This window comes from Nocardia ninae NBRC 108245 (assembly GCF_007990755.1).
GTDB classification, from domain to species: Bacteria; Actinomycetota; Actinomycetes; order Mycobacteriales; family Mycobacteriaceae; genus Nocardia; species Nocardia ninae.
The window spans coordinates 35,706-48,748 of the sequence record NZ_BJXA01000044.1; the positions used below are offsets into that span (position 1 = coordinate 35,706).

General features: G+C 63.3%; 10 protein-coding genes. 5 read left to right on the forward strand and 5 right to left on the reverse strand.

Annotated features, from left to right (window positions below):
* Positions 1-183: 183 nt before the first annotated feature.
* Positions 184-1,191: a GlxA family transcriptional regulator gene (locus tag NN4_RS27155; RefSeq protein WP_246181108.1), complete on the reverse strand. Its 1,008-nt coding sequence runs from the start codon at positions 1,189-1,191 to the stop codon at positions 184-186.
* A 1,092-nt stretch (positions 1,192-2,283) separates the two neighbouring features.
* Between NN4_RS27155 and NN4_RS45205 the strand changes: the two genes are divergently transcribed.
* The 4 genes from NN4_RS45205 to NN4_RS27165 all read left to right on the forward strand — a co-directional run bounded on the left by NN4_RS45205 (position 2,284) and on the right by NN4_RS27165 (position 5,203).
* Positions 2,284-2,442: a hypothetical protein gene (locus NN4_RS45205; protein ID WP_186818660.1), complete on the forward strand. Its 159-nt coding sequence runs from the start codon at positions 2,284-2,286 to the stop codon at positions 2,440-2,442.
* Positions 2,443-2,665: 223 nt separating this feature from the next.
* Positions 2,666-3,157 (forward strand): hypothetical protein, encoded by a 492-nt coding sequence (locus NN4_RS45805; RefSeq protein WP_222595179.1) that lies wholly within the window; start codon positions 2,666-2,668, stop codon positions 3,155-3,157.
* A 78-nt stretch (positions 3,158-3,235) separates the two neighbouring features.
* Positions 3,236-4,471 (forward strand): tyrosine-type recombinase/integrase, encoded by a 1,236-nt coding sequence (locus NN4_RS45810; RefSeq protein ID WP_281289410.1) that lies wholly within the window; start codon positions 3,236-3,238, stop codon positions 4,469-4,471.
* 81 nt (positions 4,472-4,552) lie between these two features.
* Entirely contained in the window at positions 4,553-5,203 is a 651-nt protein-coding gene (locus NN4_RS27165; protein ID WP_077121924.1) for a class I SAM-dependent methyltransferase, read from the forward strand.
* A gap of 254 nt (positions 5,204-5,457) precedes the next feature.
* On the opposite strand, the gene NN4_RS46285 is transcribed toward NN4_RS27165, so the two are convergent.
* The 3 genes from NN4_RS46285 to NN4_RS27175 form a co-directional block, all read right to left on the reverse strand.
* Positions 5,458-5,664: a hypothetical protein gene (locus tag NN4_RS46285; protein ID WP_246181109.1), complete on the reverse strand. Its 207-nt coding sequence runs from the start codon at positions 5,662-5,664 to the stop codon at positions 5,458-5,460.
* 5 nt (positions 5,665-5,669) lie between these two features.
* Positions 5,670-6,446 carry a hypothetical protein gene (locus NN4_RS46290; RefSeq protein WP_246181110.1) on the reverse strand — a complete coding sequence of 259 codons (777 nt, stop codon included), beginning with the start codon at positions 6,444-6,446 and terminating at the stop codon, positions 5,670-5,672.
* Positions 6,447-6,682: 236 nt separating this feature from the next.
* Positions 6,683-7,240 carry an RICIN domain-containing protein gene (locus tag NN4_RS27175; protein ID WP_147137247.1) on the reverse strand — a complete coding sequence of 186 codons (558 nt, stop codon included), beginning with the start codon at positions 7,238-7,240 and terminating at the stop codon, positions 6,683-6,685.
* A gap of 1,448 nt (positions 7,241-8,688) precedes the next feature.
* Here NN4_RS27175 and NN4_RS27180 point away from each other — a divergent pair.
* A complete protein-coding gene (locus NN4_RS27180; RefSeq protein WP_147137251.1) occupies positions 8,689-9,576 on the forward strand; it encodes a hypothetical protein in 888 nt (295 codons plus the stop codon).
* Positions 9,577-10,674: 1,098 nt separating this feature from the next.
* Here the strand turns inward: NN4_RS27180 and NN4_RS27185 are convergent.
* Positions 10,675-12,852: a malate synthase G gene (locus NN4_RS27185; protein WP_147137254.1), complete on the reverse strand. Its 2,178-nt coding sequence runs from the start codon at positions 12,850-12,852 to the stop codon at positions 10,675-10,677.
* Positions 12,853-13,043 lie beyond the last annotated feature (191 nt).

The following is a 13,043-nucleotide window of genomic DNA, read 5'->3' on the forward strand; positions in this document are numbered from 1 at the left end:
AATGGGGACGGGCGTACTAATAGTCGAAGGCCCCCACCTCGGCAGGCCAGATTGAGCCAGCGAGTTCCTGTTCGGGCGTCGTTACGGTGCGGCGCTCGGTCCCGCACGCCCGTATCAGGACGGGTGGCATCGGTCTGACCGAGCGCCGCTGCACCACTCGATGACGCATTCCACGTTACGCATTCAGATGTAGTGCTCCGGAGTGTCTGATCCGGTAGCAAAAGTGCGGCGGTAGGAGGTCGGTGTCACCCCGAGGTGCTGGCGGAACTTCGCGCGCAGATTGGCGGCGGTGCCGAGACCGCAGTGATGGGCGATGCGGTCGACGGGCAGGTCGGTGGTCTCGAGCAGTCGCTGGGCATGGGTGATACGTTCCCGCGAGAGCCACTGCTGCGGGGTCATCGAGGTAGTGGCTTTGAACCGGCGGATCAGGGTGCGATGACTCAGTCCGGCACGGCGCGCCAAATCCGCCACGGTGAGATCCTCGGCGAGACGTTCACGCGCCCACCGCAGCAGCTCAGGCTCCGACGGCCCGTGGTCGCCCTGTCGTGCTGAAGCCGGCACAAATTGGGCTTGCCCACCGGAACGATGCGGCGGCACCACCATGCGCCGCGCCACTTCCGCCGCGACCCCGCCGCCGTGGTCGCGGCGGATCAATTCCAGGCACAAGTCGATTCCCGCGGCAGTTCCCGCGGAGGTCCAGATGTTGCCTTCCTGGTGGTAGAGGACATCGGCGGCGACACTAACATCGGGGTATCTCTGGGCCAGCGCGGTGGCGTGCATCCAGTGGGTGGTCGCGGTGCGGCCGTCGAGCAGCCCAGCCTCGGCCAACACGAAAGCACCGGAGCAGATCGAGGCGATGCGAACGCCGCGCCGGTCGGCCTCGCGCAGCACGGCGAGCAGCGCCGACGGTGCGCCGATCCCATCGAGGGGGTTCGCGCGCCCGGTCACGATGATGGTGTCCAGGTCAGCGAGGTCTTCGAGGGCGCTGGCGTGCGCGGCCATGAAACCCACGGTCAGCGGGGTGCTGGGCTCGGTGGGGTGCACGCTGAACCGATACCACGGATCAACCAGATCACGACGATGAATGCCGAAGACCTCACACACCAGCGCGGCCTCGAAGATCGGGGTTTCCGGTACGACAGCCAACCCGATCGAATGCCCACCATCAGTCATGGCGAATTCGTGACGCATCGTGTCAAATCCTCCACTCGCCCACAGTGATTCGGGTCGTCAAGCTAGAACGTGTGAACTTCCTGCCGGTCCGGCCCCGACGTACCGCCATCGCGACGGATCCAGTGACGAGAAGGAACTCGAGCTCTCGCACGAGACCTGCGCTCGGCATGATCCCTGAGCCAGCAAGGCAGGCGCATCGAGGATCTCGCGGTCAGTCGTGCCTCCACGATGTGCAACGAATCGCGACATTCAACCCCCCAGCGTCCGGTCGTTACCCATCAACGTGACAGTACGAGTACGAGATCGCAACCACACGCAACTGGGGTCTTGCTCCCCACCCGCAGCAATCAAAACTCGTCGAATACTGACCTGGCCGACCGCCGAAAAGTCCTGTGCCACCGCATCCCAACAGGGGCATGGGCCGCGAACCCTTTGCCGTGAACGTCAATGAAACATGGAGAAACTCATGTCGAACCCCATATCGAATTCCAGCGACAAGCCCGAACTGTCCCGTAGAGCCGCGCTTCGCGGAATCGGTGCCACGGGCGCAATCGCTCTGGGCGGTGCCGTCGTTCTCAGCGGGACGAGCACGGCCCACGCTACCCAGAATTGGTGGGGCTGGTGCAAATTCTGCGAAGGCTTGTGGTACTCCAGAGGCGGTTCGGGAAGACCCTGCCCCGGCAGCTCTACGGGACACACCGCCGAAGGCAGCGGCAACTACACACTCAAGTACAGCTCCGACGGCGGCGGTGGACAGAACGGCTGGCGCTGGTGCTCGAAATGCCACGGCCTCTGGTACAGCGGCAACGTCGCTGGCAAAATCGTCTGCCCCGACGGCGGGGGCGCTCACTACGCGCGTGGAAGCGGCGACTATCTGCTCGACTACAGCCCCAACGGTGGCGGGCAGGGCGGCTGGTACTGGTGCAGATTCTGCTCAGGCTTGTGGAGTGGCCTCAGCCTCGGCAGAAATGTCTGCCCTGCTGGCTACTCCCACAGTGCCAAAGGCAGCGGCGAGTACATGATTCGCATCGGCCCCCAGTAGAAGGTGACTCCGCCTCGTCGGCTTCACGATTCCGACTGCCAACGGCCTCGCCGCGGCGAGGCGCGGCAATGGTGCTCGTCGCGGGCACTGATCAGGTCGGAGCGACGGCGCCCCTGGACGTGGCGAAGCCTGTACGGATCGAGGACCACGATCTCACCATCGACAGCGAAGGGCTGATCCGCAGGCGCGAGCCCAGCCAGTTCAGGCCACACGGCATCGGCGCGTAACGCGGCAGCCCGCTCACGCCAGTCTCGCCGCCGCCATGGTCGCCCTTCCGATGAGGTGAGGCCGGTTTCTGGCAATTAGCTGGATAATTCCGATTGGCTGCCCGATGTCATCGATCCGGCCAACGCAGTCCGCGACCGGTCAATCCCGTGTGCCGGTTGTCGCCCCGTCGGCGACGCGACGGGGCGGGGCTGGAGGCGGGAAGCAGGGCAGTGCGGGGCGCTCATGTCGGGAAAGCTCGGCAGCCTCAGATCCACCGTCGTGGCGCGGCGGGGGCGCTGGTCAAGCTGGTTGAGTTTGTCCTGGGCAGCGGCCAGGCTCACCCGCAGGCCCTCGACCTCGCCGATCCAGCCCGCCTTTTCGGCCTCGGTGACGCGTGCGGTGAGGTTGTCGCGGATTTCGACCAGCCGCGGCCTGCGTGAACGCCAGCCGTCCCTGGACTTCGCCAGCATCGACGCGGTCTCGAGGACGCTGGCCGGCCTGTTCTGGGCCCGCATCGAGACACTGTCTCCCGGCATCGACACCCTGCAGATCCCTCCGGAGGTGATGCGTTCCTGGAAGGACGCCCTCGGCACCATCGAACGCACCACGATCAGCAGCAACGGCGAGCGGATCAAGGTGCCGGTGCCGCGGCTGAACCTGAAAGATGAACTGATGCGAGTGCGGGCCCTCTACCTCGACATCGCGCACTGGGCTGTCGAGGACCCAGCTTGTTGAGGACCATGGGTTGCGCCCTGCCCAATCACCAACGCCGAAATTCAGAAGGCCAAGGAACGCAAGCACCGCAAGGCACGCATGGACCAGCGCACCCGGGAACGGCTGCCCGTCCTGCCTGTCCTCGTGCGCACCGTCAACGACCGGCGTCTCGCTGCGGCCCGAGTACTGGCCTCAGCCCAGGCGGCAGAACCTGGGGCGATCGTCGACGGCACCGACGGAAAGTGGCGAAAAGCTGTTGTTCCCCATGCGATCGGGCGATTCGTCTGGGCCGAGGACGTCGCTACTGGCAAACGCCGCAACCTGTCCTACGAGGAAGAGGAGGCGTTCTGGGCGTTCGCGACCATCGAGGTCTTGCGCCTGACCGGCATCCGCTGCGAGGAACTGCTCGAACTGACCCACCACAGCATCACCGAATACCGGCTGCCCAGCACAGGCGAGCTGGTGCCGCTGCTGCAGATCGCACCGTCCAAGACCGACACCGAGCGCCTGCTCCTGGTCAGCCCCGAGCCGGCCGACATTCTCAGCACCATCGTCCAGCGCTTACGCAACCCGGACGGCTCCATCCCGCTAATCGTCTCCTACGACGTCAGGGAGAGAATCTGGAACCCGCCGATGCCCGTGCTGTTCCAGCGCGGCATCGGCAACGAACGCCGCGCTTACACCCCGACCGCGATCCGCAAGCTGCTCATCAACACCCTCGCCGCAACCCGGCTCACCGACCCGAACGGCGACCCACTGATTTTCAGCCCCCACGACTTCCGCAGGATCTTCGTCACCGACGCCATCATGAACGGCCTGCCACCGCACATCGCACAGGTCATTTGCGGGCACAAAAGCATCGACACAACCACGGGTTACAAGGCCGTCTACCCTGCAGAAACCATTGAGGCGCACCGGGCGTTCATCGCGCGCCGCCGGTCCGTTCGGCCCGGCGAGGAATACCGCACTCCGACCGACGAAGAGTGGGACGCATTTCTGTCCCACTTCGAGAAGCGGAAAGTGTCGGTCGGGACATGCGCGCGGGCATTTTCGACGCCGTGTATTCATGAGCACGCATGTGTCCGATGTTCACTCCTGAGGCCGGACCCGGCCCAACGAGCCAGGCTCGAAGAGATCCGCGTCAATCTCGAAGCCCGCATCATCGAGGCCAGACGCGAGGGCTGGCTCGGCGAAGTCGAGAGCCTGCAGGTCAGCTACAGCGGCGTCAACGACAAACTCGCCCAGATCGACGCCACGCCCCAGCGAACCACAGCAGGGACCGAACTCGGCATCCCCGGATTCGATGCGATTTTCGGAAGGACTGCTGCCCCATAGGGATTAGCTCAGATGCTCCTCAATCCAGCCGCCGCAGCGTCGGTCAACGGCGATTGATGGTTACGGACTACCCTGCCGTTGATGAGCGCAGACGACTGGTTGACCGATACCCGAATCTCCTACGACACTGTCGCGCTGAGCTATGCCGACCAGGTGCGCGATGCCTTGGCTGGACACCCATACCTCCGTGCAGCTCTGGCATTGTTCGCGGACAGCGTGCGGGCCGCTGGCGGCGGGCTCGTAGCCGATGTCGGGTGCGGTCCCGGACACGTTACCGCCTACTTACACGAGCTGGGTGTTGATGCTTTCGGTGTCGATCTTTCCCCTGGGATGATCGAGGCAGCTCGGCGTGACCACCCCGGACTGCGGTTCGAGGTGGGTTCTATGACGGAGCTGGACTTCCCGGCAGCCTCGATGGCCGGCATGCTGGTTTGGCAGTCGTTGATCCACGTCCCCGACGACGAGGTCCCGGCCGTGCTGAGGCACTTTCATCGAGTACTGCGTCCCGGCGGACCACTGCAATTACTGTTCCACGTCGGCACCGAGTCGCAGTTGAAGACCCAAGGCTATGGCGGTCACCCGATGAATGTCCATGTCCACCGTCGGCAGCCGGACCTCATGACGACCTGGCTGCGTGATGCCGGATTCAAGGTCGAGGCTCACATGCTGCTCGCCCCGGAAGAGAAAGCTTCGCAAGCAATACTTTTCGCACGTCACCAGCCCTACCAGTAGTTCAGAGAAGCAGCTGTGCTCGTGCTGGCAACTTGTTCCATAAGCACGCCCGCAATCACCGAGAGCCAGTTTGCAACGTTCGAAATGGCCCGGGAACTCCTCCTACTCGGTATCGGTCGGGGTGCGGTACTCCTCGCCCGGGCGCAAGGCGCGCCAGGCGGGCAATGAACGCTCGAAGGGCTTGGATCGTTTCCTATGGGTAGATCGCCTTGTTACCCGTGGTGGTGTTAATGTCCTTGTGCCCCGAAAAGAACTTATGCGCTATGCGGAGGCATGCCGTTCACGATCGCCTCGGTGACAAAGATCCGGCGCAGGTCATGCGGCTGGAAGTACAGCGGCTCGCCCGCAGCGTCGGTCATCGCGGTCTTGTCCAACAGCTCGATCGGCGCCGCGCGAACCAGCCCCGCGGAGACCCCGCGTCGCTGTGCGCCGGAGCGCCACTGGAACAGCAGCGGCGCCAAGGCGTTTAGGTCCGGTCGGCCAAATCGTAGAACGGCACCAGCGGCACCCGCCCGTCACGGTCGCGGACCCGGGATACGATCGTGGCCAGCACGTCGGCCAACTCCGGGCCCACCACCAGCAGTCGCGCCTCATCGCTCTTCGACGGCGCGATATGCAGCAGCGGCACGATCTCCCCGGTACCGGGCAGCCGGTACTGGATGATGCTGTGGTGGCTGATCTCGAGCATTTCCTCGATCCGAGCACCGGTATGGCGCAGCACCTCCACACTCGCCCACGCCCAGAACGCGCGATTCTCCAACTCGTGCAACCGAATCCGGCGACCATCAGAGTCGGAGATGTGCGGGATAGTCTCGGTGCAGGCCTCGGTCCACGGCTTGGAGCGGGTGTAGACGCGCTCACCGAACTCGAAACTGGCACCAGCGGGTGCGGCCACAGCCGCAGCGACCAATGCCTGGGCATCGCGCATCCGGTGCTCGGCCAGGCGCACTAGCTGTGGCCACACAGGCAGCCGCTCACGCGTGCGCTGATCCATGCGTTCCTTGCGTCGGCGTTCGAGCTTTTTCGCGCTCGTCTCCGCGGGGCTGGTCGGGCACGGTGCCACCCACGCAGCCCAGCGTGCCGGATCGGTAGCCGCCCATGCCGCCAGGTCCAGGTAGAAGCGGCGGACCGAGGTGAGCAGGTTGATGCTGATCAGATAGTTGCCGCTGCCGACGGCAGTGGCCCTCGCACATACGACACCAGCGCCAGTTGTCTTGGGCAGCGTGCGGCGTGTTCGATCCATCGAGGGCCTACGGTGCCGGCTAAGGCAATTGCACCCGTGGCTCCCATTCCCCGAAGCATCCCCTGCGAGACAGCTCAGGCGTGCCAGGTCAGGCATAAAGTTCGACATAGTTTCCCATGGCGTGAGTTCTATCCCGGCACCCTCCTATGGGCCGCCTGTTCATTGAAGTGGGACGACACCCGGCTTTCGGGTTTCAGGATCCATATTCAGCTTCCGAAACCGGCGGAAGTGAAGATTCATGGCTGGTATTTGTCATCCCAGAAAGCGTTGCGTTGACCTACGCAATCCCACTGTTGCGCCACCGCTCCGTTTGATTGGTTGGCGTCTGCGATTTCTAGGCACTTCCCGCTGTGAAGATTGACGAAGAAGGAGCGGTATACGCCGTCGATTCGATCGTCTTTCCATCTCCAGTATGCGTTTGCTTGCCCGACGCAATCCCATAGTTGAGCCTTGGCGCCGTTTTGCTTGCTGTAGTCGGCGATCTCCAGACACTTGGTGGGATGCGACACTGGCGTAAAGAAGTAGAGATTCTCTCCGGTGCTGTCGTCATAGTGACTGGTCCAATACGCCGAATCCTGATCTTCGCATTTCCACTGTTGGACTCGCGCACCGTTACGGCCATCATTGTTACTCACCTCCAGGCATTTACCGGTAGCGTGATTGACGAAATATAAACCACTGCCTAGGGATTCGGGAGGCCGGCTGACTCCATCTGATGCCTGAGCGGGAGCTGCCATCGCTGCGGTGCTCGCAACTGCCATTCCGACAACAATCGCTCGTAATCTATTGTTCACGATTCCAACCTTTACGTGGGTTTGAGACACATGTTCTTACCGGCGGGATTTGCTTCGGTGCGACCTTGGCCGAGTTGGGTGCGGCGAATCACTGACAGAGGTAGCGCTGACGCCTTGACTATGGTGCCGCCGAAACGTCACTCGACTCGGGCTCGAACGCGCCCGCAATATAGTCGTGACCGTCGCGTTGTCAACCGCAGTTGATTCGCTCCGAGCTTCTTCTAATGGGCGGAAATGCCGATGATTATTTCACATAGAAGTGTTACATCATGTCAAGTCTGACGGCAGCCCTGGTATCTGGGGCAATACCCAGATACCAGTAGGCTTGGGGTTGGCTCACCCGTCTGGGAACCTGACCCGCAGGGGCCTGATCGTTATGGGGTTGAATGTCACGAATGCATTCACCGTCGGCAGGCGCGCCGTCCGGGACATTGATGCGCCCGCCCGAGTCGCCGCTTGGGCGTTTCTGCCCCAACTGAGCAAGGATCGCGTGTCCTTTTGATCACCGCACACGAGCTCAGTGCAGATGCGCCTGCTCCCGCAGGGAGGAGTGTTGGGTTCATGTGCCCCAGTGTGCCGCGCTCAATACTGTTGGGCGAGTAGAGAATTTGACAAGGTGCGTAACAAATTCGCCACCGACGACCGGAGGAGATCCACCCGGCGATCGGAACGCCAGGCGGATCGACTGGGCATCCGAGGAAGAGGCGACTCCGACGATTGCCACAATGATCAACGTGGGGATCAACCGCAGTACACCCAGCACTGCCGGACCGATTAGCGACCTGACTGGCGGGCGGGCTTCGTCGCTGCTGCCAACGCTGCGGTCTGGGCATCAGTAGTGCTTGCGGTACCAATCACCGGGGTCACCGCGCCCGAGGGCCGATCCCGACGTCAGCGTATGTGCCCAGACCCGCGCGTCTGAAGGGTGAGCCGCTGTGCATGACGCAATCAAGGCTGCTCCCCACAGCGCGAATGCGGCGGGCAACCCGCGCAATGCGACTGCGAAGGCATCATTTGGGCGGAAATCGTCCTCGAAACGTGCCAGCGCTGCCGAGATCGCACAGCTCTTCGAGCGGCTGAACATCCGCCCTTGATCGTCCGGGTGCGACTCGGACCGACCTCCTGCCCCTCCGGAAGCGAACGACTGCGCGGTTGCGGCTGAACCGAGGGTCGGCCTCAGTTGACGACCGCAGCGAACTTCCTGACACAGTGAAGTCCCCTTCCCCTGACGTGGCGACCCACTATATGGCGCAACTGGAACGAGACTCGCATCCGCCTAAGCGAGGTCGGCGACGTCGTGGAGGGTCCAAGTCTGCGGGCCGCCGGACCACACCGAACTAGCGTTGTCTGATCTGATCGATCATCCGTGCCCAGCCTACGTTGCGGTCAGCCGGCGCAGAGGAAGCCAGTATCATAGTATTTCGATTGTCATGAATCGAGGGGTGCGGATGGCAGGTCAACGTGCGCGATTGCAGATCATTTCCCTGACCGCCGCCATTGTTATCGGCACCTTAGGAATAGTCGGAAATTCGGCGGACATTCTCTCTCTTTTTACAACGATTGGTCTCGTCGGTACCGCCGCAGTCCTGGCCGCAGCAGTCGGTATTGCGGCCTTCATCGATATTTTTCGCGCTCGACACTACCCCTCTCCGCAGGAGAGTCCTCGGTCCGAGCGGGCCATCGTTGCGGAGAAGGCGATCGGCGTGACGGCTACAGTGATGGCGGTCGTTTTGGCTACGCTCGCCATCTTGCAGGCACCGGCGGGACAGGGAAATGACAACCCCGGAGCGGCTGCTTCGACGACGAGTAACGACCAACGGCTGCCCATCGGTACTACGGCCGCTACCCCGGTTCTCGGTTTCGAGTTCTGGCAGGACGGTGCCCGCCCTCCAGTCCGAACCAGCCGTGACCCAGGCTACGATGTAGCCCAGGTCAGGCTGCAGCCGAAGCCGTTCGAGATCCACCTGCCTCGCCGTGGGGCGGACGTAGGAGTCCGTATTGTTGCCTGGCTCGACCGATCGATCTTCGATCTGGCAAATGGACGTAGAACCGCCGACACATCATATTTCCGACCAGGTACCGGTTACGCGGACCATTCTTATGGCGAGACCGGACTGTTCCTCGGCAAAGAAGGCCACAACCATTTCGCCCGTGACCGGATTGTCGATGCAGTGGGGAATTCGCCACAAATGGAGAAGTTTTTCGTCAAATCTATTCGCGCGCCCCAGAGCGAAATATTCCCTCCCGGCGTCGCGCTAACGATATTTATAGACAAAAACAGCAACACTACCATCGACGATGGCGAATACGAGTATGCCGAGCTCGAGTTCCAATGAAGGGCATCGTACTTCCGGGCACGACGTTTCTCTCCCGCTGTCGAAAGTGATGTTCATCGGAGAGCTCATCGTGTCGTCGGATTCCAGCTCAACCAGTCGATGACAACCCGGCATCCGCAGAGAACTCGCGCGGGTCGCTCAAAGATCGCGCTCGTCGGCGTACAGGACGATCTCGGCGGTATCGGCAGGGAATATCGGGGATAATCCGCTGCGGAATCGAACAAGGCCCCATACGGTCACAGGGCACCACGTTGACCAGCGAGGTGAAGCTGAGCCCCAACCCTCGGGTTCGCTGATTCTTTAGTCAACCGAGCACTCTCAGGGGCAGATTCGAACCGTAGTTGCCCCTGTATTCCCCTGCGGTACCGCCGTCCTGGTGCCCCGCAGAACCACCGCAGCCGAACTGCGACACCATCGCCCGCCATTCAGGGGTGGTGAGCGAGGAACACGATAACGGCGGGCTGTACAGATCGTCACCGCCTGCGACCGGTGACAGCATCGAAGGCCAGCACGCTGCGCAAGAACATCTACAGCGTGCCGTTTGCCGCGAGATTGCCAGACGCAAAAAGGGTCACTCGATCGCCAGGAACCTTTTCGCGAATGGACTGCGCCCAACGTCCAAGCAGCCGTCCGCAGCGACCAGCGCCGCAACTGCCGCCACAGGCATCGGGTATCGCCGCCGAGCCACCGACACCGAATCCGTGGTGTGGGGGCCCGGTAGCGCATAACCGCCGGAGGCGACCGAACCATTTGCATCTCATCCGCGCTGGGCCGGGGCGATGGACGTACATCCCGGCGCCCCTGGGCCAGCGGGTCACTGACTGACGCGAGCATTGCGTCCGACCCACCAGTTCGGTCATGAGACCTACGATTCGCACCACCGCAGGCGCAGCCCGAAGGGAGGGGCTACAAATCCGCTGGTAGGCAAGCTTTGGTGATTGTGGCGGCACACCCCGTTTTGTGACCGGTTTGGGCGTGACGAACCGGTATTTCCGCTGAGCTCCAGTAATGAAAGAGGCCCCGCGCCGGGTGTCCCCGGCGCGGGGCCTCAAGCCGAAAAGCGTTGCTAGGCGCTACTTTTCAGCACTGAACGTCACGCTACTTGCAGGCTTCCTTGGCCTCCCGCCGACGCCGATGCAAAATCGGCTCGGTGTACCCGTTGGGCTGCTTGGTGCCCTCGAGGATCAGTTCCTTGGCCGCCTGGAAGGCGATGCTGCCCGCGAAGTCCGGCGACAGCGGACGGTAGTTCGGGTCGCCGTCGTTCTGCCGGTCCACCACCGGTGCCATCCGCTCCAGGCTGGCCACTACCTCGTCGGCGGTGACGATGCCGTGGCGCAGCCAGTTCGCCATCAGCTGGCTCGAAATGCGCAGGGTGGCACGGTCTTCCATGAGGGCGACGTCTTCGATGTCGGGGACCTTGGAGCAGCCGACGCCCTGGTCGATCCAGCGCACCACGTAGCCGAGGATGGACTGGGAGTTGTTGTCCAGTTCCTGCTGCTTCTCCTCGGCGGACCAGTTCGGCGCCGCGGCGAGTGGGATCTCCAGGATCTGGTCGACGGTCGCGCGCGGGCCGCCCTTGATGATCTCCTGCTGCCGTTCCAGCACGTTCACCTGATGGTAGTGGGTGACGTGCAGGGTGGCGGCGGTCGGCGACGGCACCCACGCGGTGTTGGCGCCCGCCTTCGGGTGCCCGATCTTCTGCTCGAGCATGTCGTGCATCAGATCCGGCATCGCCCACATGCCCTTACCGATCTGTGCCTTGCCGGGCAGTCCGGTGGCCAGGCCGGTGTCGACGTTCCAGTCCTCGTAGGACTTGATCCACTGCTGGGCCTTCATGTCGGCCTTGCGGACCATCGGCCCGGCCTCCATGGAGGTGTGGATCTCGTCGCCGGTGCGGTCGAGGAAGCCGGTGTTGATGAACACGACGCGGTCGGCGGCGGCCTGAATGCAGGCCTTGAGGTTCACCGTGGTGCGACGCTCCTCGTCCATGATGCCGACCTTGAGGGTGTTGCGCGGCAGGCCGAGCACGTCCTCGATCCGGCCGAACAGTTCGTTGGTGAACGCGACCTCGTCGGGGCCGTGCATCTTCGGCTTCACGATGTAGACCGAGCCGGTGCGGCTGTTCTTCAGCTCGGTGTCGCCGCGCAGCGAGTGGGTGGCGACGAGCGAGGTGACCAGGCCGTCCATGATGCCTTCGGGCACCTCGTTGCCCTCGGCGTCGAGGATGGCATCGCTGGTCATCAGGTGACCGACGTTGCGCACGAACAGCAGCGAACGACCATGCAGCACAAGCTCGCTGCCGTCGAGCGCGGTGTAGACGCGGTCGGGGTTCATGGTGCGGGTGAAGGTCTTGTCGCCCTTGCTGACCTGCTCGGCGAGGTCGCCCTTCATCAGGCCCAGCCAGTTGCGGTAGCAGAGGACCTTGTCCTCGGCGTCCACGGCCGCCACCGAGTCCTCGAAGTCCATGATCGTGGTGATCGCGGACTCGAGCACCAGATCCTTGACGCCCGCGGTGTCGGTGCTGCCGACGGGCGACTCGGGGTCGATCTGGATCTCGATGTGCAAACCGTTGTGCTTCAACAACACTGCGGTCGGCGCGGCCGGGTCGCCGAGGTAGCCGACGAGCTGCGACGGATCGGCGAGGCCGATCTCGGTGCCGTCTTCCAGGCCGACCTCGAGCTCACCGTCGACGATCTTGTAGGAGGTCGAGCCGACGTGCGAGCCGGTGATCAGGGTCGCGGAGTCGTCGAGGAAGTTACGGGCCCACTCGATGACCTTGTCGCCGCGAACCTTGTTGTAGCCCTTGCCCTTCTCCGCGCCGTTGGCCTCGGAGATGGCGTCGGTGCCGTAGAGCGCGTCGTACAGCGAGCCCCACCGCGCGTTGGCGGCGTTGATCGCGAAGCGGGCGTTCATCACCGGCACCACGAGCTGCGGGCCCGCGGTGGTGGCGATCTCGGTATCCACGTTCTGGGTGGCGATCTGGAAATCGGCGGGTTCGGGGCGCAGGTAGCCGATTTCGCTCAGGAAGCTCTTGTAGGCGGCCTTGTCGTAGTTCGCGCCGGGGTGCTCGGCGTGCCAGGCGTCGACCTTGCCCTGGATCTCGTCGCGTTCGGCGAGCAGCGCGCGATTGCGCGGTGCGAGATCGTTGATGACCTGCTCGGCTCCGGCCCAGAACGCGGCGGAATCTACGCCGGTTCCGGGGAGCGCCTGGTTCTCGATGAACTCGTGGAGAACGCTGGCCACCTGAAGCCCGCCGACCTGAATCCGCTCTGTCATCTACTGCCTCACTTCTGAGAAAGCCGGGTGGGAAAGACGCATCCATGTTACCCGTGGGTAGTGATAACACCCCGTACCGGGTCGAACGCGGCCTCTCGCCGTGGGAATTTCGGCACGCCGATCGTGAGGGGATCGATCAGTCGGCGCGTCGCGGGGTGTCGGCGGTCGGCCGGACAACCCCTTGATTGTAT

What these genes read in the sequence shown, in the direction of transcription:
- NN4_RS27155 (WP_246181108.1), bottom strand. Translation starts at nt 1,191, where the DNA reads ATGCGTCACGAATTCGCCATGACTGATGGTGGGCATTCGATCGGGTTG.
- NN4_RS45205 (WP_186818660.1), top strand. Translation starts at nt 2,284, where the DNA reads ATGGTGCTCGTCGCGGGCACTGATCAGGTCGGAGCGACGGCGCCCCTG.
- NN4_RS45805 (WP_222595179.1), top strand. Translation starts at nt 2,666, where the DNA reads ATGTCGGGAAAGCTCGGCAGCCTCAGATCCACCGTCGTGGCGCGGCGG.
- NN4_RS45810 (WP_281289410.1), top strand. Translation starts at nt 3,236, where the DNA reads ATGGACCAGCGCACCCGGGAACGGCTGCCCGTCCTGCCTGTCCTCGTG.
- NN4_RS27165 (WP_077121924.1), top strand. Translation starts at nt 4,553, where the DNA reads ATGAGCGCAGACGACTGGTTGACCGATACCCGAATCTCCTACGACACT.
- NN4_RS46290 (WP_246181110.1), bottom strand. Translation starts at nt 6,446, where the DNA reads ATGGATCGAACACGCCGCACGCTGCCCAAGACAACTGGCGCTGGTGTC.
- NN4_RS27180 (WP_147137251.1), top strand. Translation starts at nt 8,689, where the DNA reads ATGGCAGGTCAACGTGCGCGATTGCAGATCATTTCCCTGACCGCCGCC.
- NN4_RS27185 (WP_147137254.1), bottom strand. Translation starts at nt 12,852, where the DNA reads ATGACAGAGCGGATTCAGGTCGGCGGGCTTCAGGTGGCCAGCGTTCTC.